The following is a 22,928-nucleotide window of genomic DNA, read 5'->3' as shown; positions in this document are numbered from 1 at the left end:
CCTCAAACTCAGAAAGGATACAGCGCCAGGACACCATTATCTGCGCCGTGTTCCCACTCGGGTTGAAAGGCTTGTAGCAATGAGAGCGGGATAAAACGCCAGTCTTCTGGTCTGATTACATCCTGGCTTAACGCAGGTCCTCGGAACATACCTCTATACGGCAAAGTTAAATCGCAGGTCTTAGTCAAGAAGGGCACCATGCCAGATCGCGAACAGATAATTAAGCGGCAGAAGGTGCTCGCCGACTTCGGTGAGTTCGCCCTGCGCAACGAGGATCTCGACGAGATTTTGACGGAAGCCTGCCGCCTTGTTGGCGATGCCCTTGGGACGGATCTCGCGAAAGTTCTGGAAATCGAGCAGAATGGAAGGTCCGTGTTCATGCGGGCAGGGGTCGGCTGGAAGCCGGGATATGTCGGAAAAGTGCACTTGCCCATGAACGAGCGGTCCTCCGAGACCTACTCGATCAAGGTTGCCAAGCCGGTCGTCACGAACGACATCGACAAGGAAGACCGCTTCGAGTTGCCGGCCTTCCTGAAGGAACACGGGGCCGTTGCCATCGTCAACGTGCCGATCTTCCTGCCCGGCGGAAAGCCCTACGGACTGCTCCAGGTGGACAGCCGCGAACCGCGCGAGTTCGGGGAGGAGGACATCGCGTTCCTGCGAACCTACGCCACGATCCTGGGGCCGGTGATTGACCGATTGCACAAGGCCTATAGCCTGAAGGAAGCCCTTGAAGCCAACCAGCATCTGCTCAAGGAGCTGCAACATCGGGTCAAGAACCATATCAGCATCGTCACCAGCCTCGTGAGAATGCGTGCCAGGGACGTCACTTCGGAAGAGGCACGTCGGGAATTGACCACGGTCGGCGAACGGATCGAGGTGCTTCGCCTGGTCAACGAGCTGCTTTATGTCGCCGGCACGACCGATCTTCTCCGACTGCGTCCGTATGTGATGCAGCTTGTCGAGAGCCTGTGCCATCTGGACGAAGGCCAGTTCGGCAAGGTGCGGCTGGAGTTTGCCATCGAGGAGGTGGACCTCGCCCCTGAGATTGCGGTGCCGCTCGGTCTCATCCTGAACGAGTTCGTCACCAACAGCCTGAAATATGCCTTCGATGGCCAGAGCGGGCAGGGAGGTGTCATTTCCGTGAGGGTCGAGGTGCTGGAGGACAACGGAATCCGCGTTCGCATGTCCGACAATGGCAAGGGGCTGCCCGCCGGACCACGTCCGGCACGGCCCGGCTCCGGCACTGGAATGAAGCTGATCGAGGCGTTCGCACGCCAGCTCGACGCCAGGCTGGACTGGTCGTCATCGCAAGGAACAGCCCTCTGCCTCGAATTCAGCCGCCGCTGACATTTGGATCTGCTAATTCCATAAAGGGGCTTCTGCGAATCACAACGGGCGTGACATCTCTATCGGTGAGAATTTGTGACTTCTCTAAATCGCACCGACATAGAGATCCCGGTATCTCCAACGCCGCTTCGCCTGTGCCACCACCTCGAGCGCTTGCCCTGCTGCGATCTCGGCGGCCCTCCACTCCAAGGGGAAGCCCAGCGGACTGTCCGCTGGGCTTGTTCGCAGACGCCTCAGTTCGAGTTTAGCCAATCAAGCGGCGTGGCAGAGTGCGTAAACTAAGCATCGCTGAAGCGCCCGTGAGGGTTTTGGCGTTTTGTGCCGATACCGGGATGTGAGTAAACCCGTTTCACGCCAGATCTGCTGCCGCACGGCCGCGAGAGTATCCGCAAACGTCGGATGAGACTTGCGGTACCAACTGTCGATCGAAACAGCCGTGCGGGCGCGTTGCCCGAGTTGGCCTGCCAGCAGGGTCACGATCGAGAACAGCCCGAACAGGCAGGGCGTGGTGCGAGCCACAGCATGATCCGACCATTGCCGCTGGGTCTCCACACCCAGATGCGCGCGCGCCTCCTGGAAGGTGACCTCGACCTGCCACCGCAAAATGAACCAGCGGATAATCTGCACGGGATCGCGCGTGGGATCGGTGCACAGCAGGGCCTGCGGCGAGAAGCGGCCGAGGGGATCGCGCAGCAGCACCCAGCGGATGGGAACGATGGGTTTTCCGCTATGGCGCCACACGGCCGTGGCCGAGCAGAACTCAACCATGCGGTCTCCTTCACCATACCAGCCCGGCATGGTGACGCGGCGCCAGCGTGTGCTTGTCCGGATCAACACATCAGACAGGGTCGGGTCCGGTCGGTAAGTCTCCTGCCTGAGCGCCAGCGCCAGTTCACCCAGCCACCGCTCGACCCCATACGCCTCGATGTCCGCAAAGTCCTGACCGTCGCCACCCGGTGCGCCCTTATTGGAGCGGCACTGGGCATAGGCATGCGCCAGAATGTCCTCGCGGCTGATCTTGTCGTACAGGGCGTAGAAGCGATAACCGGCTTCTGCCTTCGCTTTCGCGTGCAACGCCATCTGCAGTTTCTGAACACTCTTCGGAGTTGATAGGTTGCCCAATCTCCAGATCCCTCACCACGTCGTGCGTCTGTCTTGAACTGAGGCCCCTTTCCTCCACCGGCATTACCCGGCTTCCAAGGTCCTACGAGCCTCTCCGCCACCCCAGGGCGCCCGGTCTGTCCCTCGCGGGCCTCCGGTTGGTCATCCCTGACCACGTCCTGGGGCTTCCCGTGTTGCGTGCGCTTTCCTTGTGTCCATGCTGCCGCCACTACCCCGGTGCAGCGCCTGGGCGTACTCTTTGCTCATTCACCCAGCCGTATCAGCCTTCCCCGAAAGGGTTGTCGGGTCGGCCTGCACATCGTCCTTTTCGAGGCTTGCTCAGCGTTCACTCACGTTACGGCCTGCACACTCGCGCGGTCACCAATGCGTGACCCGCTATCCGAAGGCTTCAGCCATTTCGTTACTCCATGACTGCTCCGGTTGCTTCCGGCTGGAGCGGTGGCCGGGTGGGACTTGCACCCACTGGAAAACGCCGCCTTGTCACGGCGCACACCCGTTTCAGACCTTCGATGCTGGTTCTACTGCAAGGTCGATCAACGATCCGCGCACGGGGTAAATTCGTAAGTGCGGCGACGATGACGAAGCTCGCCTTGAAGATTACGGGGATTGAGCCCCGATCGCGTTACCTTTGACAGAGCTCAAACAGTTTGGGACCATAGGACTGCAACGTGGCAGGGATGGTTTCGTGAACCTGGCGTGGGACGGCGCAATCCTTTTTGGTGGCTTGTCCGTCGTTGCCGCGATGATCGCCCGGCGCTCGTGGCGCGATTTCAAGGACGCCCTGAAGCAGCCACTCACGCCGGAGACGGGTGACATGCCCTACCTGAGACACTGGGACTTCAGGTACTGGCATCGGATCGGACTGGCGGCCGCCGCCCTCTCGTTCCTATGCTTGATTCTCTCGCTCATGCTCTGGTGACGGGCGGCTCGCCGTGTGCGTCTCAGATGGTGATCCGTTCCCCGACCTCGACCGCCCGATCCTCCGGGATGCAGAAGTGATCCGAAGCGTCGCTTGCGGACCGAGCCAGCGGAATGAAGATGTTGTCCTGCCACAGTGGCAAGCCCGACTGACGCGATGGCTGCAAGGCCCGTCGCGACAGGAAGAACGACACATTCTCCAAGTCGAAGCCGGCCTCCCGCAGCGCCCTGGGTAGGTTCGGGCTCTCCATGAAGCCGAATCTTACGATCACCCGCGAGAATCGATTCGAAAGCTTCTCCGTAGTGACGCGACCCTCTTCTGGGAGGTGTGGCACCTCCTCGGTCACGACCGTCAGGATGACGTTCTGGTCGTGCAGCACCTTGTTGTGCTTCAGATTGTGCAGCAGGGCGGCCGGCACATCCTGGGCGTTCCCCGTCAGGAACATGGCCGTGCCCGGTACGCGCGGCACCGGGCTGCTCTCAGCAGTCCGGATGAACTCGGGCAGCGGCGGGCGGCCCTGATGCGAGATCTCGGCCAGCAGACGCGAGCCCTTGCGCCATACCCACATCAGGGTGAAAAGGACCGCGCCGGTCATCAAGGGGAACCAGCCGCCTTGCGGGATCTTGAGCGCGTTCGCCCCCAGGAAGATGAGCTCAATGACGAAGAACGGTGCCAGCACCAGCGCCGTGACCACTGGCGACCAGCGCCAGAACTTCCACGCCACGACGAACAGCAGGCAGGTGGTGATTACCATGTCGCCGGTCACGGCGATGCCGTAGGCAGCCGCCAAGGCGCTCGATGTTTCAAACATCACGACGAGCACGATGACGGCCACGAGCAGGAGCCAGTTAATGTAGGGGATGTAGATCTGGCCCTTCTCGGTCTCGGAGGTACGCAAGACGCGGAAGCGGGGCAAGACACCCAACTGCATCGCCTGCTGTGAGATCGAGAACGCGCCGGTGATCACCGCCTGGCTGGCGATGATGGTCGCCACGGTTGCCAGGATCACCATCGGCAGCAGCGCCCACGAGGGATAGAGCAGGAAGAACGGGTTCTCCAGGTGCTCGGGGTGGGCCAGCAGCATGGCGCCTTGGCCGAGATAGTTGAGGGCCAGCGCCGGCAGGACGAAACCGAGCCAGGCGGTCCGGATCGGCGAGCGGCCGAAGTGGCCGAGATCGGCATAGAGCGCCTCGGCTCCGGTCACGGACAGGAACACCGCGCCGAGCGCGAACAGTCCAGCCGTGCCATGGCTGACCAGGAAGCTGAGGCCATGGACTGGATTGATGGCGCTGATGATCCCGGGATCATCCAGGATGTGCATGAGGCCGCCAAGCCCCATAATGGCGAACCAGAACGCGGTGATCGGCCCGAAGAACATGGCCACGCTCGCTGTCCCATGGCGTTGCACGGCAAACAGGCCGATCAGGATGGCAAGGCTGAGCGGTATGACGTAAGGATCGAAGGCGGGCGTTACCAGCTTGAGACCCTCGACCGCAGAGAGGACCGAGATCGCCGGCGTGATGATCGCGTCGCCGTAGAACAGGGAGGCGCCCACCATGCCCAGGACGATGGTGGCGCCGGTGCTGTGGCCGAGGGCGCGCTGGGCGAGTGTCACGAGCGAGAGGGTGCCGCCCTCGCCGTTGTTGTCGGCCCGCAGGACGATGGCGACGTACTTGAGGGTGACGATGATGATCAGGGCCCACAGGATGAGGGAGACCACTCCGATCACCATCTCGCGCGTCAGGGAACCGGCGCCGGCATGGCCGGTAGCAGCCGCGAGGCTTTCCTTGAGGGCATAAAGCGGGCTGGTGCCGATGTCACCGTACACCACGCCGATGGAGCCGAGGGTCAGGGCCCAGAAGGAGGTCGGGGCCGCGTGCCCGTGCTCGGCAGGGCCGACGCCCATCCGCTCGCTGATACCTGTCGCGGCCATGAACCCTCCCACCTCTTCAGCAGGGAATAGGCTCCCCCCGGCTCAACGTAGCGGCATGGCGGAGGGTTTCAGTTCCGACAGATCGGGGCGCGGCCGGTGCGTCGATGATGGCTCGTCCGTGGCGGCGACAGGGAGCTGATTACCCTGCGCCTGGCGGATCGGCGGGGACCGGAAGCCAATGGGACGGATCCAGCACAACGCTGGTATCGATGTAGGCCAGCCATTTGCCCCGGAACCAGATGCCGGAGTGCCAGCCGCCCTGATCGGGGCAGAAGAGGAGGAGGGGTTGGTCGTCCTCCTGCGGAGCGGTGGCGATGGGTTGCGGCGTCATGAGGGCACCCTACTGCGGCTGGCTTCTGTGCCGAAGGCAGACCTGTCGAACAAGGCCGGAGCCTGTGACATGAGGAATTGTCCCCAGGCAATGTCTGCCCTTTGGGCGCCCCCATGGCTGCATCATAGCTCAGGAGCCGGAACCTAAAAATTCCCATTCCGGGTTTCTGCTCTGTAAGGTTCAACAAACGCGAGGCCAGGCGGATGCGACAGTTCCTGCGGAATAATGGGCTGTCGATCACGTTGTTTGCCCTGTTCCTGATCTCCTTCCTCGGCCAGGCGCTCACAGGCTGGAGGGCCCACGTGGAGGAGCTCCGCCTTCATCAGCTTCCCGAGATCGGTCTTATCGACTACCTGACGGCCGGCCACTTCATCTCGGCGACCTTTGAGAACTGGGAGAGCGAGTTCCTCCAGATGGCGGCTTACGTGCTGCTGACCGTGTTCCTGTTCCAGAAGGGCTCGCCCGAGTCCAAGAAGCCCGACGAGCCCAATCCCGAGGACGAACCACCCCGTCATCGGCGTGGGGAACCGGATGTACCGGGGCCGTCCACAGGGGTGGTCTGTTGTTGAGGCTCTATTCGCACTCGCTCAGCCTGGCCCTCGTGACGCTGTTCGCCTTGTCTTTCTGGTTCCATCTGGCGGGCAGTACCCGACGTTCGAACGAGGAGGCGCTCCAGCATCATCAGCCGGTGAAAACCATGGCCGAGATGCTGGCGGAGCCGGAGTTTTGGTATGAGAGTTTTCAGAACTGGCAGAGCGAGTTCCTGTCTACCGCCGTGCTGCTGGTGTTGGGCATCTACCTGCGGGAACGCGGCTCACCTGAGTCGAAGCCCGTGGCCGCCCCGCATGCCATGACCGGACACTGAGCCAGAGCCGATCGGATCAGGCCGCCCCTAGACTCCGCCCGGCGCACCAGCCCGTATGATCGAAGGGGATACGGCCCTATATCAGCGACATCACGTCGTGAAGGGATGGGCGGCCTGGGCTGGGAAACATGCTGACGATCTACCGTGATGAGGCCGGGTCTGTGCGCGAGAGCGCCTCGCTGGAGCTACCCAGCGAGGTGATCTGGATCGACCTCTTCGATCCGACAGACGAAGAGAAGGTCTTCGTCGAGAGCCGGACCCACATCCAGGTGCCCACCATAGAAGCCCTGAGTGAGATCGAAGCCTCAAGCCGCTTGCAGGTGAACCGTGGCGTGATCTATCTCAGCACGCCTATCCTTGGCCGCAGCGACACACCTGAGGCTTTCCTGTCGCCAGTCGGATTCATTCTGTCGCCGACCGTGCTGGTGACGGTTCGGTTCGTCAAACTCTCCACGTTCGACCAGGTTGCGGAGCAGATCCATCATGATCCATCCCTGGCCACGAACGTTGGGGTGTTCACCGCGTTGCTCGAGGCCATCGTCGACCGAGGAGCGGACGTGCTGGAAGGCCTGCGCGGCGAACTCGACCAGATCTCCCGCAAGGTGTTTCGCGGCAACCCCTCCCACCGGAGCCATACGGTCCGCTCGACCGATGCTCTGCGGATGACCTTGAGCGCCGTCGGGGCGATTGGCGAGAGGGTCTCGCAGGCACGGGATGTGCTGCTCGGAGTGGGCCGGATCGCGTCGTTTGCTCGCGATATCGGTGAGGGTTGGATCACGCCGGAGTTCCGGGTGCGGCTCAGGGCGGTGTTGAAGGATGTGACCTCGCTGAACGAGTACGAGGCGCATCTCTCGGGCAAGGTGCAATTCCTGCTTGATGCCGTGCTGGGCTACATCACGATCGAGCAGAATAATCTGTTCAAGGTGCTGACCATTGCCTCGGTGGTGGGGATCCCGCCGACGCTGATTGCCGGCCTCTATGGCATGAACTTCAAGTTCATGCCGGAACTCGACTGGGCTTGGGGCTATCCGTTCGGGTTGGCCCTGATCCTTGTCAGTGCCATCATTCCCCTGATCTGGTTCAAATGGCGAGGTTGGTTCTAGTCCCCAATTCCTCCTCGTTCGCCCGCGTGCATCTCACATCCGCAGCGCCTCCAAACCATCAGTTCGTGACCAACAGCACGATTTCCCCCGGTCTCGATCCAAGACGCGCAACACACTGTTTGGCCGGCTGAGGTCCCGTCTGCGATGAACCCCGAGTGTTACGTAATGGCACATTCGGGAGGGATGCCGACGGTCTGCTTATAGAGGAAACAAGAGATAGTCCTGACGGAAGGGCAATTCCCGGTTTGCCGTAACCCGAGCCTTGGGCCACTGAACGTTTGGCTCGTCCTTTATGCCGCCCTTATATTCTCGGTTCGACTTCCCAATCGAAACTTGATGCGCTTCGGGCGTAGCTTCCGGCACTCACTGTAGGGTGCTGTCATGTACGACTTTGTCTATCTCCTCCTCGGCCTCGGGTTCTTTGCGCTGATGGCGCTGTATGCCCGCGTGGCCGAGCGGCTTTGAGGGAGGCCTCTCAATGTCCCTCGATCTCATCCTGGGCGGCACCGTCGCCTTTGGCCTTGCCGCTTACCTGGTCCTGGCGCTGGTCAGGCCGGAACGCTTCTAGGAGTCCGTCATGACACTCAATGGCTGGCTTCAAATCGCCGTCATTCTCGCAACCGTCCTGCTGACAGCAATCCCCTTGGGAGCCTTCATGGCGCGGGTCTATGCCGGCAAGCACACGTTCCTGTCGCCGGTGCTCGGTCCCATCGAGCGAGGCTTCTATGCCCTGGGAGGCGTCGATCCTGCCCGCGAGCAGGACTGGCGCGGATACGCACTCGCGATGCTGCTGTTTAACGGAGCAGGGTTCCTGTTGCTCTACGCCATCCTGAGAATGCAGGGTTTGCTGCCGTTCAACTCTCAAGGCTTCGGGGGCCTCTCGCCGGATCTTGCCTTCAACACCGCCGTCTCATTCGTCACGAACACCAACTGGCAATCGTATGGTGGTGAGACGACCATGAGCCACTTCTCGCAGATGGCCGGGCTGACGGTGCAGAACTTCCTGTCCGCGGCCACAGGCCTTGCCCTGGCGATGGCCCTGGTCCGCGGGTTTGCTAGCTCCAACACGAACACAGTCGGCAACTTCTGGGCCGACATGACCCGCTCGACACTCTATGTCCTCCTCCCGCTTGCTTTCGCGACCGCGCTTTTGCTCGTGGCACTGGGGCTCCCACAGACCCTGCTGGCCTCCGTCGATGCCACGACGCTCGAAGGTGCGAAGCAGACCATCGCCATAGGACCCGTTGCGAGCCAGATCGCGATCAAGCAGCTCGGCACCAATGGTGGTGGCTTCTTCAACGTGAACGCAGCGCATCCCTTCGAGAATCCGACAGCGCTGACGAACTTCGTACAGATCTGGCAGATGCTGGTGATCTCAGTCGCCGTTGTGTGCGCCTTCGGGTGCCTCGTCGGGGACAGCCGGCAGGCGCGGGCCCTGCTCTGGGTCATGGGTATCCTGCTCGTGGCCGGCATTGCCATCACCTATTCGGCCGAGGCGCTTGGAACACCGATGCTGCACGCGGCAGGCGTCAATCCGGCCGATGGCAACATGGAGGGCAAGGAGGTTCGCTTCGGGCTTGCACTCTCCTCCTTGTGGGCGGCCGTCACCACTGGATTGTCGACGGGTGCGGTCAATTCCATGCATGCGAGCTTCACACCCATCGGCGGACTGGTTCCCATGTTCCTGATCCAGCTCGGCGAGATCCTGCCGGGCGGCGTCGGATCCGGGCTCTACGGCATCCTGATCATGGCGATCATCGCCGTGTTCGTGGCCGGTCTCATGGTGGGCCGCACGCCGGAATATCTCGGCAAGAAGATCGAGGCGAAGGAGGTCAAGATGGCCATGCTCGCCGTCCTGATCCTGCCGACCGCGATCCTTGGATTCTCGGCGGTCGCAGCCATCATTCCCCAGGGCCTCGCAGGTCTGCTCAATACTGGACCGCACGGCCTTTCCGAGATCCTGTACGCCTACTCGTCGGCAGCAGGAAACAACGGCTCAGCCTTCGCGGGACTGACCGCCAACTCGGCCTGGTACAACACGACCCTTGCGCTTGCGATGCTGCTCGGTCGCTTCGCCTACATCGTGCCGATGCTGGCGATTGCAGGTTCGCTCGCGGCGAAGACGAGGCTTGAATCCTCGACGGGCACATTTCCGACCCATGGGCCGCTGTTCATCGGCCTGTTGATCGGCGTGATCCTGATCCTCGGTGGTCTTCAGTTCTTCCCGGCGCTCGCTCTCGGCCCCATCGCCGAGCAGATGCTGATGCTGGCCGGCAAAACATTCTGACAGGTGCTCCATGAGCAAACATATTCAACCGACCGTATCGATGTTCGACGGAGCGATCCTGCGTCAGGCTATCCTCGATTCGTTCAAGAAGCTCAATCCTGAAAAGCTCATTCGTAATCCGGTGATCTTCGTCACGGAGGTGGTGGCCCTTCTCGTCACGATCCTCTTCGCCCGCGATCTTATGACAGGTGCATCTGCCTTCTTTACGGGGCAGATCGCAGCTTGGCTCTGGTTCACGGTGATCTTCGCCAACTTCGCCGAAGCCGTCGCCGAGGGTCGCGGCCGGGCCCAAGCCGACACGCTGCGCCAGGCCCGTACGCAAACCGTTGCCAAGCGGCTTTATGATCAGGAGCGCAAGGAACTCCATGCCATGGTGCCCGCTCTCGATCTCGAGATCGGGGATTTCGTGCTGGTCGAGGCCGGGGACCTGATCCCGGGTGACGGTGAAGTCGTGGAAGGCATCGCCTCGGTGAACGAAGCGGCCATCACGGGCGAGTCCGCTCCCGTCATTCGCGAATCCGGCGGTGATCGCTCCGCCGTCACCGGTGGCACAACCGTCATCTCCGATTGGCTCGTCGTGAAGATCACGGCGGCACCCGGTTCCTCGTTCCTGGATCGGATGATCGCCCTCGTGGAAGGGGCCGAGCGGCAGAAGACGCCGAACGAGATTGCCCTCAATGTCCTGCTGGCGGGCATGACCATCGTCTTCCTGATTGCCGTGGTGACGCTCGCAGGGTTCGGGCGCTACTCCGGAGCGGACGTTCCGGTTCCCGTTCTGGTGGCTCTGCTTGTCACCCTGATCCCGACAACGATCGGAGGCCTGCTCTCGGCCATCGGCATTGCCGGCATGGACCGCCTCATCCGCTTCAATGTGCTCGCCATGTCCGGCCGCGCCGTGGAGGCGGCCGGCGACGTCGATACGCTGCTCCTTGACAAGACGGGCACCATCACCTTCGGCAACCGCATGGCGGCGGAGATCATCCCGGTCTCCGGCGTCACGGAGCGTGAAGCAGCGGAAGCCGCGCTGCTGGCCAGCCTCGCGGACGAGACGGCGGAAGGCCGCTCCATCGTGGCACTGGCGCAAGAGAAGCACGGGCTGCAAGCACCGGAACAACCCCCGGAGGATGCCCGCTTCATGGAGTTCTCCGCGACGACCCGTCTTTCCGGCGTCGACCTCGCGAGCAGGAGGCTGCGCAAGGGAGCGGTCGACGCCGTGCTTCGCTTCGTGCGCGATGCCGGTGGGCGCAGTGTGGCGGATCAAGGCTTCGCGGCCGCCGTGGACCGGATCGCCCGCTCGGGCGGCACGCCGCTTGGGCTTGCCGACGGAAGTCGTCTGTTGGGCGTCATCCATCTCAAGGACGTGGTCAAGCCCGACATCAAGGAGCGGTTCTCGGAATTGCGCCGCATGGGCATCCGCACCGTCATGGTGACCGGCGACAACCCGGTGACTGCGGCGGCGATTGCCTCGGAGGCAGGCGTCGACGACTTCATCGCCGAGGCGACGCCACAGGACAAGCTCAACTATATCCGTCGGGCTCAAACGGAGGGCCGTCTGGTCGCCATGTGCGGCGATGGCACGAACGATGCTCCGGCCCTGGCGCAAGCGGACGTCGGCGTCGCGATGCAGTCCGGCACGCAGGCGGCCCGCGAGGCAGGCAACATGGTGGATCTCGATTCCAACCCGACGAAGCTCATCGAAATCGTCGGCATCGGCAAGCAACTCCTGATGACCCGCGGTTCGCTGACCACGTTCTCCATCGCCAACGATGTCGCCAAGTACTTCGCCATCATCCCGGCGCTGTTCGTGGCCGCGATTCCGCAGCTTGGGGCGCTTAACGTCATGGGGCTGTCGACGCCGCAGAGCGCCATCCTGTCGGCGGTGATCTTCAATGCCCTCATCATCGTCGCGCTGATCCCTTTGGCCTTGCGCGGCATTCCGTACCGTCCGCTCGGGGCTGCAACCCTGCTGCGGCGCAATCTCCTAATCTACGGCCTTGGCGGGCTTCTCGTGCCCTTCGTCGGTATCAAGATCATCGACCTCGCCGTCACGGCGATCGGCTGGGCTTAAATTAGGAACCGAACATGTCTCATCTTCGTCCCGCGCTCACTCTGCTCCTGCTGTTCGCGGCCCTGACGGGGCTTGCCTATCCCTTCGCCGTTGCTGGCATTGGTCAGGCTCTCTTCCCCGCGCAGGCCAATGGCAGCCTGGTTGTCAAGGATGGCCATGTCATCGGCTCCACGCTGATCGGGCAGTCTTTCAGGTCCGACCGTTATCTCTGGCCGCGTCCCTCGGCCACGAGTGCACCCGATCCGACCGATCCGTCCAAGATTGTGGATGCGCCCTATAACGCGGCGGCCTCGACAGGATCCAATCTGGGGCCAACCTCCTCGAGGCTGGCAGAGCGCTTGGCGGCCTCCTCCGAGGTCTGGCGTGGGGCCGGATTGACGGCGCCCATTCCCGGCGATGCCGTCACCACGTCCGGCAGCGGCCTCGACCCGCACATCTCTCCTGCCTACGCGCAGGCGCAAGCGGCCCGGATTGCCGCCGCTCGAAACCTTCCTGAGGCTCAGGTCAGGCAACTGATCGAGGCCTCGACCGAGGGACGGACCTTCGGGGTTCTCGGAGAGCGTCGGGTCAATGTTTTGCGGGTCAACCAGGCACTCGACTGGCAGGGTTCTTGAGAGGATGACGATGATCTACCATAAGGCAACGGAGGCCCCATCCTGATGGCCCTGACCGAGACGCCCCGCGCATCGCCGGATGCGCTGCTCACGCTGGCCAACCGAGAAGGGCGGGGCCGTCTCAAGATCTTTCTTGGGGCAGCCCCCGGCGTCGGGAAGACCTATGCCATGCTCCAGGCCGGCCGCGCGGCTTTGGAGGGCGGCGTTGACGTCGTCATCGGTCTTGTCGAGACCCATGGGCGTCAGGAAACGGAAGACCTGTTGCACGGCTTCGAGATCCTGCCCCGTCTGTCCGTACCGTACCGGGGACGGATGGTGCAGGAGTTCGATCTCGACACTGCCCTGAAACGCTGTCCACGGCTCCTCCTTGTTGATGAATACGCCCACACGAACGCCCCTGGCAGCCGCCATCCGAAGCGATGGCAGGACATTGCGGAACTTCTGTCAGCGGGGATCGACGTCTGGACAACGCTCAACGTCCAGCATCTCGAAAGCCTCAATGACGTCATCCAACGGATCACCCGGGTCCGCGTGCGCGAGACGGTGCCCGATGCCGTGTTCGACGAGGCGGACGAGCTTATCCTGATCGACCTGCCACCGGATGAGCTCCTCAAGCGGCTGGCGGAGGGAAGGGTCTATGTGCAGGACACAGCGGTGCGCGCCGTCGACAACTTCTTCCGTCCCAACAACCTCGTGGCGCTGCGGGAATTGGCATTGCGGCGGGCCGCCGAGCGCATCGACAGCGACCTGCTCGAACGCATGCAGGGCGGCGGGGTCGAGGGCCCGTGGGCGGCAGGGGAACGCATCCTCGTCTGTGTCGGCGCCGATGACATCTCCCCGGCGGTCGTGCGCCATGCGAAGCGTCTGGCGGACGCCATCGGTGCGCCCTGGCTGGTCGTGACCGTCGAACGTCCTGGCGAGAGCCTGGGCAGTGAAAGGCGGCATCGCCTTGACCAGACGCTTCAGCTTGCAACCCAACTGGGTGCCGACGAGGCGAAGACGCTGGTTGCCGCCGACATCGTCCAGGAGCTTCTGCGCCTCGCCCGGTTTGAGAACGTCACTCAGATCGTGGTAGGACGGTCCCGGGGCGGCTGGTGGTCCGAACTCCTCGGGCGCTCGCTGCCGCACCAACTGGTTCATCACTCCGAGGACATCGCCATTCACGTCGTGACTGCCAAAGCGGGGCAACCCCGGGGCGCCTGGTGGCGGGACTGGATGCCACGAATGAAGCCGGATCAGCCCTGGGCGCCTTTCCTGTGGTCGGCGCTCGCCGTTGCTGGGGCGATTGCGGTCGGGCTGGCGATGACGTCCATCGTCTCGCTGCCGAACATCTCCATGGTGTTTCTGGTGGCCGTGCTGTTCGCGGCCGTGCGGTTCGGGATCTGGCCTGCCGTCGTCAGCTCGATCCTGTCATTCTTGGGCTACAATTTCTTCTTCATCGATCCGGTCTACACCTTCACGGTCGCCCGCCCACACGAACTGCTGGCCCTGTTCATCTTTCTCGGTGCGGCCGTTCTGACCTCGGCCCTGGCCGGACGGGCCCGGGAGCAGGCAGCAGCCGCGGTCAGCCGGGCCCGAGCCACGCGGCGCCTATACGAATTCACCCGCCGGCTTTCGAGTTTCCCTGATGCGAGCGCCGTGGCTGAGGGCGCGGTCATCGAACTGAACGGCTATCTCAATCGTCCCGTTGCGATCCTCCTTCCCCAGGACGATAACCTTGAGCTTGCAGCCTCCTGGCCGCCGGAGGACCAGCTCGACACGGCCTCCGTCTCGGCGGCGCGCTGGGCCTACGAGAAGGACGAGGCCGCCGGCGCCGGAACGGGAACGCTGCCATCGGCGCGCTGGCTCTTCCTTCCCTTGCGGTCGTCCCATGGCCGCGTCGGAGTACTGGGCATCGCCGTGGACGGGGCTGCGCCTGACGGGGACATCCGCACCTTGGCGGAGACCGTGGCGGAATTGACAGCCGCGGCCCTGGAGCGGGCTCGGCTGGCGCGGGAGATCACGGCCGCGAATACGGCCACCGAGACCGAACGGGTCCGCAATACGCTGCTGGCCTCGATCAGCCATGACTTCCGGACGCCGCTCGCTTCCATTCTCGGGGCGGCGACCAGCCTGATCGACTACGGGCCGAAACTGCCGGAGCTCGCGCGCCAGGACCTGTTGGAGCAGGTGAAGGACGAAGCCGAGCATCTCGACCGAATGGTCCGCAACCTCCTGTCAATGACCCGCGTCGAGGCTGGAGCCCTGGAGCTTCGCCGCGATTGGGTCGATATCCGGGAGGCTTTCGACCGGGTGGTCGCTCTCGTCAAGCGGCGAGGGGCAACCCAAACCTTCCACGTCAAGATCAGTCCGGAACTTCCCTTCGTTCTCGCTGATCCATCCCTGATCGATCAGGCCATGGCCAACATCGTCGGTAATGCGGTTCGCTATGCGGGCTCTGATGCGCGAGTGGACCTTGAGGCACATCGCGAGAATGATGAAATCGTGTTGTCGGTGACTGATAACGGGCCAGGAATCTCTCAAAGCCTTCTCTCCAAGGTCTTCGAGAAATTTGCCCGCGGCCGTGAGCAGGTCGGTGACGGGGGCGAAGGCACGGGGCTGGGATTGGCCATCGCCAAAGGCATCGTCGACGCGCATGGCGGATCGATTGCGGCGGAGAGCCCGGTGGCGAACGGGCACGGCACGTGCATCTCGATCCGATTGCCGCTTGAGGGAAAGACACCATGACTGTGCCGATACGTGTGCTCGTCATCGACGATGAGCCGGCGATCTATCGTTTCCTCAAGCCGGCTCTTGAAGCGAATGACTACCAGACGATCAGCGCCGGAACAGCGGCTGACGGGTTGAAGCGCATCGCTGCCGATGCGCCTGACGTCGTTGTGCTCGATCTCGGGCTGCCGGACATGGACGGCAAGGACGTCATCGTCCGTGTCCGCGAGTGGTCCGATGTGCCCATCATCGTGCTCTCGGCCCGTGACAGGGAAGCCGAGAAGATCGCCGCCCTCGATCTCGGTGCGGATGACTTCGTCAACAAGCCGTTCGGGATGGGGGAACTCATGGCGCGCCTGCGGACGGCCCTGCGCCACCGCATGCAGCGCAAGGGCGAGACGCCCGTCGTCAGCGTGGGAGGACTGGAAATCGACGTTCCTCGGCGTCGGGTCGCCTGGCAGGGGACGGAGGTGAACTTGAGCCCGAAGGAGTTCGACCTTCTCGCCTTCCTGGCGAGCCATGCGGGCAAGGTGGTGACGCACAAGCAGATTCTCACTGCCGTCTGGGGCGCCGCCCACCAGAACGATACCCAGTATCTGCGGGTCTATGTCGGCCAACTCCGGCAGAAGATCGAACCAAACCCATCCGATCCCCACTTCATCCTGACCGAACCGGGCATCGGCTATCGTCTGCTGGATGCGGAATAGGCTGCGCCTGAGGCGACGTCTTTATACGGTCTTTATATCGGACCTCTCACTTCCCAATCGATTTTTTATGCGGCCTTGGCCATGTCTGGTCGAAGGGGTGGGACGGCTTATTGGCATTGGTGCACGGATTGCCGGCCATGGTCCCGACCCGTCTGGACAGTCGAGATGTGGCCCAAGCAAAATCTGGAACGGGAGCTCCGCTCCCTCATGTCGCGGATCGAGGCGGCTTCCCAGCCGACGGGCAGCCTCGTGTCAGACGTGCTGGAATACGCGTGTCCGCGGCTCACATCGGCGATCAGGCTCAACGATCTCGTGCAGCGGCTGGTCGCGGCAGAGGCCTGGGTCGACCTGGGGTTCTGGCTGATCGGTTGGGAACTGCCCGACTGGGCAATTCATCGCCTGTCCTGCGATGACAGCCGCTGGAACTGTGCGATCTGCGTTCGCGACCTGGCCATCAACTGGATTGAGGACGTGGCCGAGTTCCAGCACGACAACCCGGCGCTCGCAATCCTCGGCGCCCTTGTTCAGGCCCAGCTCCGAAAGACCCAAGGTCTCGCTCCCAGCAATGTCACCCCTTTTAGGAGGATCGGACATACGCTGGCCAACCGCATGAGCCGTGATGCAGAACGATAACATGATCGTGACGGCTCCAAGCCAATCCCATTCGGTGGAACCTGGAGCCCAGCTCCAACCGCATCGATCCAGTTTCTGGATGCTGACGCTCGGCACGCTCGGCGTCGTCTACGGCGACATCGGCACGAGCCCTCTTTATGCCCTCAAGGAATCGCTCGCCGCCGCGGCTGCCGGAGGCACCGTCACGCGCGAGATGGTGTTCGGGATCGTATCGCTCATTCTGTGGGCTTTGATCTTCATCGTGACGATCAAGTACGTGCTCTTTATCCTGCGCGCCGACAATAACGGCGAGGGTGGTACGCTCACCCTCATGGCGCTGGCGCAGCGGGCCATGGGCCACAATATCCTCGTCATCGCACTCCTCGGCATGGTCGGCGCGGCGCTGTTCTATGGCGATGCCATCATCACCCCGGCCATCTCGGTGCTTTCGGCCGTCGAAGGGCTCAAGCTCGCGAGCCCAGCCTTCGAGCACTATGTTCTGCCGCTCAGCCTCGTGATTATGATCGGTCTCTTCGCGGTGCAGAGCCACGGGACCGCTCGGGTCGCGGCCTGGTTCGGACCGATCACCGCCATGTGGTTCGCCTTGATGGCTCTTGGCGGAATCCTTCATCTCGCCGACGACCCCAGCATCCTGGCTGCGATCAGTCCCACGTACGGCATCGCGTTCCTGGCCACCCACGGCACGCCCGGGCTTCTCGCCCTTGGGGCCGTGTTCCTGGCGGTCACCGGCGCCGAGGCGCTGTACGCCGATATGGGCCATTTCGGCCGGCGGCCCATCCAGACCGCTTGGCTCGGCTTCGTGCTGCCCTGCCTTGCCCTGAACTATCTCGGTCAGGGCGCGCTGCTGCTCGCGGATCCGGGAAAGATCGAGAACCCCTTCTTCCTGCTCTATCCGGATTGGGCGCTGCTTCCCATGGTGGCGATGGCGACCGTCGCCACGATCATCGCCAGTCAGGCGGTCATCACAGGCGCCTTCTCCTTGACTCAACAGGCGATCCAGCTCGGCCTCTTGCCGCGGATGGAGATTCGCTGGACCTCCGAGACCGAGAAGGGCCAGATCTATGTGCCGAAGGTGAACTTCCTTCTCCTGCTGGCGGTCCTGTTCCTGGTCATCATGTTCAGGAGTTCAAGCGCCTTGGCACACGCCTACGGCATCGCCGTGACGGGCACCATGGTGGTGACGGCCATCATGGCCTTCTTCGTGGTTTGGCGGTTCTGGAAATGGCCGCTCTGGGCATCTGTCGCCGTGATCGTGCCCTTCCTCCTTGTCGACATGATCTTCCTGGCGGCCAATGCCCTCAAGATCCCGCAGGGGGGCTGGATGCCACTCCTCGTCGGTGCGCTGCTCGTCACGCTCATGATGACGTGGCGGCGTGGGACGCGCATCCTGTTCGAGAAGACCCGGAAGGTTGACGTGCCACTGCTTGAGCTCATCGGCATGCTGGAGAAGAGCCAGCCACATCGGGTGAGAGGCACCGCTGTGTTCATGACGAGCGATCCCGACACCGCCCCCGCTGCCCTGCTGCACAATCTCAAGCACAACAAGATCCTGCATGAGCAGAACGTGGTCTTGACAGTGAAGACCGAGGATGCGCCGCGCGTCGCGGATAACGAGCGAGTTCGGATCGAGCATCTCGGGGGCTCATTCTGGCGAGCGACCATGAGCTTCGGCTACATGGAGGCCCCCAACATTCCACGGGGTCTTGCCCTCCTGCGCAAGCAGGGGTTTAAGTTCGACATCATGACGACGTCATTCTTCGTCTCGCGGCGCTCCATCAGGCCGTCGGTGCACGGCGGGATGCCATTCTGGCAGGACAAGCTGTTCATCAGCCTCGCCAAGTCAGCGAGCGACGCCACCGACTTCTTTCAAATCCCGACAGGTCGCGTGGTCGAGGTCGGAACCCAGGTGACGGTATGAGCTCAGATCGACCTGGGAAACCTCACGGAGCAAGGCACGGCCTCGCACTCGTGGAGGTCCGGAACTGGCACGAGGCAGACGAAAGCCGAACTTCCGCAGTTACCGGGTAAGCTGACCTTCACGAGACCACGCCTAAAGGCTCAGTTTGACTATCAAGGATCCCGTAAAGGCGACGCATCTCAAGACGTTTGCTCTCCACGTCAAAGGCAGAGAAGTGTATCCGCAGGAGGAAGCTGGTACCCTCGAGGCTGATTTAGAGCCGTTGGTGGATGGCGCCCGGATCACGCGGTTGTCGCGTCACGACACAAACCCTGCCAGTAATCCCCAAATTCCAGAACGGTTTCACAAGTCCTAAGAGTAGCTGGTTCCCGCCGACAGGAGAGTTCGGGTTGATCAGGGGGCGTAGGGCGGCCAGCGCGGTCGCATCGAATGGTAAGGGCGGCTAACAGCCGATCGACCGAGTGATGATCAGAGCAGCCTTATGGCTCTTGCAACTCACATGATGTACAACGCGCATGAGTTTGAGGAGTTGACACGTGGCCCACCATCGGTTCGTTCCGGCAGGCTATCACAACGTTTTGGGTGCTCGAGATCCGGTCCTGCGGATCACTGATGGCGACACGGTCATCACCACTACGATTGATGCCGCTGGACGTGACCACGAACATGTGGAACGCGCTCCCAGGCCTAATCCCATGACAGGGCCCTTTTTCGTGGAAGGGGCAGAGCCCGGCGACGCGCTGATCGTGCAGATCCAACGCATGACGCCAACGCGGGACACGGGCTGGACCTATTCCCTACTCGCCCCAAACGTGGTTGATCCGGAGATCCTGCCCCGACTGCCTGAACGGCACCGGGTTGAGTGGGCCATTGATCGGGACGCTCACACTGTGCGCTTGATGGAGCCGCCCACCGCGGTGGCGGATCTTGTTTTGCCTTTGGCCCCCATGATCGGGTGCTTCGGAGTGGCCCCTGGCATGGGGCAGGCGATCTCCACGGCCACGAGCGGTCGGCATGGCGGTAACATGGACTTCAGAGGCTTTGCGCCAGGAGCAATTGCCTGCTTCCCGGTGTTCGAGTCCGGTGCCCTGTTCTTCTTGGGCGATGGGCATGCATGCCAGGGGGATGGCGAAATTGTCGGCACCGGGATCGAGACCTCGTTCGAGATCGAATTCACCGTGCGGCTGAAGAAGAATGCCAATCACGGCTGGCCCCGTGGCGAGACAGCTTCGGATATCTTCACGGTCGGCAATGCCCGTCCGCTGGACCAGGCGCTCCAGCACGCAACGACAGAGATGTTGAACTGGCTTGGGAAGAGTTTCGGCCTGGATCCCACTTCTGCCAGCCATCTTCTGGGACAAGTGGTGCGCTATGAGATCGGCAACGTGTTCAACCCGGCTTACACCGTCGTTTGCCGCGTCGCTAAAACCTGGCTCCGGAAGCCGGATTCAACTCTGGACTGGCTTGGCTGACAGGTGCACGGTTCAGGCACAATCGGCTCTTGAGTACCAAACACAGATAATTCCAAGCAGGATGGGCCAGTCCGCTGATGGAGGTCGCCGACCAGCTGTGGAAGGTGGCTAGGGGGTGTAAACCCGGCTTTGGCCGCGAGTGGGGTGCGTGTGCAAACCAGCTCGGCACAAAAGTACTTTCCACATTCAAGCCCATGATCCGCCGCCAGTATAAGTTGATGGAAGTCGCACTGGTCTCAGAAAATCGCGCTTTGTACCACCCACAAGTTGAGGCGGTCAGCTCAGTCATGTGTCCAAAAGCTACGCCATAAACAGCCTATAGTAAGAGGCCGGCAAGAGACTCGGTAGAGCATCAACGTCTGTTACCCGACAGCTTCGCTGCAGTTGATCATGGCCGCATCGATCCTCCGGGCTCGAGGACTGACAAGTCATCTCCTGCCGTTGGCCGCTGGGTTCAAGCAATCGAAATTCCGGCCGCAGGGCAGGGAAGGGACCCTCGAAAAGCTGCAGGGTTTCTGCCAGGTGCTCGAAGAGGCCGTTGAGATCGCGAACAAGGATCTGGAGAGGCTGATCCTCGCTCAACAGCTCATGAACCGTGTGGCCGATAAATGCCGCAGCAATTCCAGTCTGCCTGGGCTCGTGAACCTATTCCTGTCGCGCCCTCTGGTGACGGTGCCGCTGGGCGCGAAACTGCTCAAAGTGACACCCAAGGCTGTGGACCTGATGCTCCTGCAGTTGGGCGGTGCGTTGCCAAGAGAGTTGACCGGCCGACGCCGCTATCGGGCTTGGGGAATCGTCTAGCTCCTGCATGTCAGCCAAATTATCCAATCCTGACTTACCTGATCCGACTGCAGCAAATGCTGTCACCTCGTGCGATCTGAGTTCAAGTGCAGCTTTCCTCGGAGAACCGGACATTCCGGAAAGTCCGCAAATTTCGCCACCTGACCCTAAGCGGCCATTCGGTCTGCCGCGGCCGTGTACGCTTTCGAACTCCAGGGAAGACGTTAGTTCGTTACCATTGAGCGAGGTGCTTCACAGGCAGGCAGAAGCCGTTGATCATGTCCGCCCCGTGAATTTACACAACGTGGTTGTGGGAGCATAGGTTTGTGCCTGCGCCTCGATGACGGCGCGTTGCGTGGTCGGATCAGTGACCTCAATGATCTTGATAGCCGCCGAGCGGCCCACGGGTCGATTAATGACGTGATGAACCTCGCCGAAACGGCCGTAGCCAAGAGGGCGGATCACCTCGAATTTGTTAAGCAGCACCTCGTTAGTGCCTTGAACCGGATGCTCAAGCTTGGACGTCCGAAGTCCGTCCGCACCGCTTAAATTCGGGCAAGATGCGACTGAATGCGTGCTCCGGCCAATCCATGCAACATGGCCTCAGTGACTTCCCATCATTTTCGGGTTCACCACTCACATCCATTTCACAACTGGACTTCGAGCGCTGTCACCGATGCTTTTGGGAAGCGCCAAACAATCGTTCCATTCTCGACAGGCACCGAACATTTCTTAACGTCAAACACATTCAGAGCAGTGGTATCGATTGTAGTCGACAGATCATCAGGCGCTATTTGATGAGCCGAAACAGAGCCGGGCTGGATCCCGGTCACAGTAATCTCGGCATTTGCTGCACTTTGCAAGTCAGTGTTGACTACATGCAAATAAAGAGTCTGACCGCGTCGGCTCGCTGTGACATCCAGTGTTGATCCCACACTTGTCACATTGACTGCAGTGTCGCCGCCGTACTTTCTGAAAAGTCGCATTACGTGTCCGACCGGGAGCAAGTAGGGGGACTCTCGGGGGGAGCCAAGCATCACCGCATTGACCAACCAAGATGTCCCCTCGAAATCAGCCAACGTCGCGATATCAACGAAGTCTGCGTTGCGTTCATAAAGGTTCATAACTCTAGCGTGGTAGAGAGCTGAAATCCATTCGCGAAGAATCTCACATTTATTATGTGGCTGGAGGGAGAGGTGCCCCTCCGTGATTGCCACTCGTTTCGAAGCGTCTATTGATTGGATCACGCTCCGAGCTTCGGTGAGTTTACGGTCAACCTTATCATACATCGTACAAAGCTCAGCCCAGCTTGCATGATAATCTTTCCGATACTCACGTCCTCTTAAAACCGTATTTGGATTGTCTGGCTTCTGGTGCATCATGTGAAGCGCCACCAAGTCAACAAGGTCTCCAGATTCGCGCAGAAGATCCTCGGCCCACCACTTGTCCGTGTCGCGCTCCTGATCTCCCCACCCGATAAGCTGGATTGAACTGTCAGCGGCCCGCATGGCCTCAGCAAACGCTCTGTATTCACGAACATTTTCCGCACTGCTGAATCGATGGCCTTCTTTTGGATAGGACGTTTCGTTGCCGATCTGCCAGAACTTGACACGCCATGGTTCAGCCCGGCCGTTTGTCCGGCGTTCGCGATGATCTGGATCGTTGCAGTAGCGGACAAGATCCGCTGCGTCTTGAGCAGTTCCCGCCCTCCTTTCCTTCCGCACCGTGTTGATGTATTCGGGCCGACCATCACCTGCAAAATTGACAGCAAGAATAGGCTCAGCTCCTACCTCCTCACACAGACCAAGAATTTCGTGGACTCCAACCTGGTTCGGCTCCACGCCTCCCCAAAGGTAGTTGACCATCGGCTTACGGTTCTCGCGGGGACCAACACCCTCTTGCCATCTCCAATAACTGGTCAGGATCCCACCCCACCGTATGGCACCTGGAGCCAAGTCGCGGACTATTGCGACGAAGTCCTTGCGCCATTCGTCACTGTCATAGTCCCATGCGGCCTCGACCGAGGCATCGGTTGAACCAAGCGGCTCCATAAACTGCATGTATAGGCGTGGTGAGATAGAAAATGTTGGGATAGGATCAATCGTAATGCGAGGCAT

General features: G+C 61.6%; 18 protein-coding genes and 1 pseudogene. 14 read left to right on the top strand and 5 right to left on the bottom strand.

The annotated features are described in order from the left end of the window. Nucleotides 1–198 precede the first annotated feature (198 nt). Nucleotides 199–1,350, top strand: coding sequence for a sensor histidine kinase (locus BB934_RS03755; RefSeq protein WP_099508432.1), 1,152 nt, complete (start codon nt 199–201; stop codon nt 1,348–1,350). Between the two features lie 252 nt (nt 1,351–1,602). Here the strand turns inward: BB934_RS03755 and BB934_RS48800 are convergent, their stop codons facing one another. Beyond that, nucleotides 1,603–2,430 (bottom strand): hypothetical protein, encoded by an 828-nt coding sequence (locus BB934_RS48800; RefSeq protein ID WP_210422132.1) that lies wholly within the window; start codon nt 2,428–2,430, stop codon nt 1,603–1,605. A gap of 727 nt (nt 2,431–3,157) precedes the next feature. Here BB934_RS48800 and BB934_RS03740 point away from each other — a divergent pair. Continuing rightward, entirely contained in the window at nt 3,158–3,391 is a 234-nt protein-coding gene (locus BB934_RS03740; protein WP_157934014.1) for a hypothetical protein, read from the top strand. A gap of 22 nt (nt 3,392–3,413) precedes the next feature. Here the strand turns inward: BB934_RS03740 and BB934_RS03735 are convergent, their stop codons facing one another. Continuing rightward, a complete protein-coding gene (locus BB934_RS03735; protein ID WP_099508430.1) occupies nt 3,414–5,324 on the bottom strand; it encodes a potassium transporter Kup in 1,911 nt (636 codons plus the stop codon). 139 nt (nt 5,325–5,463) lie between these two features. Continuing rightward, complete coding sequence (locus BB934_RS03730) at nt 5,464–5,655, bottom strand: hypothetical protein (protein WP_099508429.1); 192 nt, start codon at nt 5,653–5,655, stop codon at nt 5,464–5,466. 203 nt (nt 5,656–5,858) lie between these two features. Between BB934_RS03730 and BB934_RS50835 the strand changes: the two are divergent. The 12 genes and pseudogenes from BB934_RS50835 to BB934_RS03670 all read left to right on the top strand — a co-directional run bounded on the left by BB934_RS50835 (nt 5,859) and on the right by BB934_RS03670 (nt 20,832). Beyond that, a pseudogene (locus BB934_RS50835) lies at nt 5,859–6,520 on the top strand (DUF6766 family protein). Between the two features lie 128 nt (nt 6,521–6,648). After that, nucleotides 6,649–7,623, top strand: a complete 975-nt coding sequence (locus BB934_RS03720) for a magnesium transporter CorA family protein (protein ID WP_099508428.1) — start codon at nt 6,649–6,651, stop codon at nt 7,621–7,623. A gap of 478 nt (nt 7,624–8,101) precedes the next feature. Further along, on the top strand, nt 8,102–8,191 hold the full coding sequence (kdpF, locus tag BB934_RS03715; RefSeq protein WP_099508427.1) for a K(+)-transporting ATPase subunit F: 90 nt from the start codon (nt 8,102–8,104) through the stop codon (nt 8,189–8,191). Nucleotides 8,192–8,200: 9 nt separating this feature from the next. Further along, complete coding sequence (kdpA, locus tag BB934_RS03710) at nt 8,201–9,910, top strand: potassium-transporting ATPase subunit KdpA (protein ID WP_099508426.1); 1,710 nt, start codon at nt 8,201–8,203, stop codon at nt 9,908–9,910. 10 nt (nt 9,911–9,920) lie between these two features. Then, nucleotides 9,921–11,978: a potassium-transporting ATPase subunit KdpB gene (gene kdpB, locus BB934_RS03705; RefSeq protein WP_099508425.1), complete on the top strand. Its 2,058-nt coding sequence runs from the start codon at nt 9,921–9,923 to the stop codon at nt 11,976–11,978. 14 nt (nt 11,979–11,992) lie between these two features. Continuing rightward, a complete protein-coding gene (kdpC, locus tag BB934_RS03700) occupies nt 11,993–12,592 on the top strand; it encodes a potassium-transporting ATPase subunit KdpC (RefSeq protein ID WP_099508424.1) in 600 nt (199 codons plus the stop codon). A 45-nt stretch (nt 12,593–12,637) separates the two neighbouring features. Continuing rightward, on the top strand, nt 12,638–15,319 hold the full coding sequence (locus tag BB934_RS03695; RefSeq protein ID WP_099508423.1) for a sensor histidine kinase: 2,682 nt from the start codon (nt 12,638–12,640) through the stop codon (nt 15,317–15,319). Then, nucleotides 15,316–16,008: a response regulator gene (locus BB934_RS03690; RefSeq protein ID WP_099508422.1), complete on the top strand. Its 693-nt coding sequence runs from the start codon at nt 15,316–15,318 to the stop codon at nt 16,006–16,008. Before BB934_RS03695 ends, BB934_RS03690 begins: the two co-directional genes overlap by 4 nt. A 165-nt stretch (nt 16,009–16,173) precedes the next feature. Beyond that, nucleotides 16,174–16,641 (top strand): hypothetical protein, encoded by a 468-nt coding sequence (locus BB934_RS03685; protein ID WP_099508421.1) that lies wholly within the window; start codon nt 16,174–16,176, stop codon nt 16,639–16,641. Beyond that, nucleotides 16,628–18,559, top strand: a complete 1,932-nt coding sequence (locus BB934_RS03680) for a potassium transporter Kup (protein ID WP_418294728.1) — start codon at nt 16,628–16,630, stop codon at nt 18,557–18,559. The genes BB934_RS03685 and BB934_RS03680 overlap by 14 nt, the downstream gene beginning before the upstream one ends. A gap of 536 nt (nt 18,560–19,095) precedes the next feature. Beyond that, on the top strand, nt 19,096–20,031 hold the full coding sequence (locus BB934_RS03675; protein WP_099508420.1) for an acetamidase/formamidase family protein: 936 nt from the start codon (nt 19,096–19,098) through the stop codon (nt 20,029–20,031). 390 nt (nt 20,032–20,421) lie between these two features. Beyond that, nucleotides 20,422–20,832, top strand: a complete 411-nt coding sequence (locus BB934_RS03670) for a helix-turn-helix domain-containing protein (protein WP_237050174.1) — start codon at nt 20,422–20,424, stop codon at nt 20,830–20,832. Between the two features lie 255 nt (nt 20,833–21,087). Here BB934_RS03670 and BB934_RS46840 read toward each other — a convergent pair whose 3' ends face one another. Both BB934_RS46840 and BB934_RS03660 read right to left on the bottom strand, forming a co-directional pair. Next, on the bottom strand, nt 21,088–21,297 hold the full coding sequence (locus tag BB934_RS46840) for a protein kinase family protein (RefSeq protein WP_157934013.1): 210 nt from the start codon (nt 21,295–21,297) through the stop codon (nt 21,088–21,090). A 161-nt stretch (nt 21,298–21,458) separates the two neighbouring features. Further along, nucleotides 21,459–22,928 carry an alpha-L-arabinofuranosidase C-terminal domain-containing protein gene (locus BB934_RS03660; protein ID WP_099508418.1) on the bottom strand — a complete coding sequence of 490 codons (1,470 nt, stop codon included), beginning with the start codon at nt 22,926–22,928 and terminating at the stop codon, nt 21,459–21,461.

Origin of the sequence: Microvirga ossetica (genome assembly GCF_002741015.1) — a bacterium.
Taxonomy (GTDB): Bacteria; Pseudomonadota; Alphaproteobacteria; order Rhizobiales; family Beijerinckiaceae; genus Microvirga; species Microvirga ossetica.
The sequence above is the reverse complement of the archived record's forward strand: the minus strand, read 5'-3'. Positions and strand labels throughout refer to the sequence as shown.

Coding starts and splice junctions, on each gene's coding strand:
- BB934_RS03755 (WP_099508432.1), top strand. CDS start 199: ATGCCAGATCGCGAACAGATAATTAAGCGGCAGAAGGTGCTCGCCGAC.
- BB934_RS48800 (WP_210422132.1), bottom strand. CDS start 2,430: ATGGCGTTGCACGCGAAAGCGAAGGCAGAAGCCGGTTATCGCTTCTAC.
- BB934_RS03735 (WP_099508430.1), bottom strand. CDS start 5,324: ATGGCCGCGACAGGTATCAGCGAGCGGATGGGCGTCGGCCCTGCCGAG.
- BB934_RS03730 (WP_099508429.1), bottom strand. CDS start 5,655: ATGACGCCGCAACCCATCGCCACCGCTCCGCAGGAGGACGACCAACCC.
- BB934_RS03720 (WP_099508428.1), top strand. CDS start 6,649: ATGCTGACGATCTACCGTGATGAGGCCGGGTCTGTGCGCGAGAGCGCC.
- kdpF (WP_099508427.1), top strand. CDS start 8,102: ATGTCCCTCGATCTCATCCTGGGCGGCACCGTCGCCTTTGGCCTTGCC.
- kdpA (WP_099508426.1), top strand. CDS start 8,201: ATGACACTCAATGGCTGGCTTCAAATCGCCGTCATTCTCGCAACCGTC.
- kdpB (WP_099508425.1), top strand. CDS start 9,921: ATGAGCAAACATATTCAACCGACCGTATCGATGTTCGACGGAGCGATC.
- kdpC (WP_099508424.1), top strand. CDS start 11,993: ATGTCTCATCTTCGTCCCGCGCTCACTCTGCTCCTGCTGTTCGCGGCC.
- BB934_RS03695 (WP_099508423.1), top strand. CDS start 12,638: ATGGCCCTGACCGAGACGCCCCGCGCATCGCCGGATGCGCTGCTCACG.
- BB934_RS03690 (WP_099508422.1), top strand. CDS start 15,316: ATGACTGTGCCGATACGTGTGCTCGTCATCGACGATGAGCCGGCGATC.
- BB934_RS03685 (WP_099508421.1), top strand. CDS start 16,174: ATGTGGCCCAAGCAAAATCTGGAACGGGAGCTCCGCTCCCTCATGTCG.
- BB934_RS03680 (WP_418294728.1), top strand. CDS start 16,628: ATGCAGAACGATAACATGATCGTGACGGCTCCAAGCCAATCCCATTCG.
- BB934_RS03670 (WP_237050174.1), top strand. CDS start 20,422: ATGGCCGCATCGATCCTCCGGGCTCGAGGACTGACAAGTCATCTCCTG.
- BB934_RS03660 (WP_099508418.1), bottom strand. CDS start 22,928: ATGCCTCGCATTACGATTGATCCTATCCCAACATTTTCTATCTCACCA.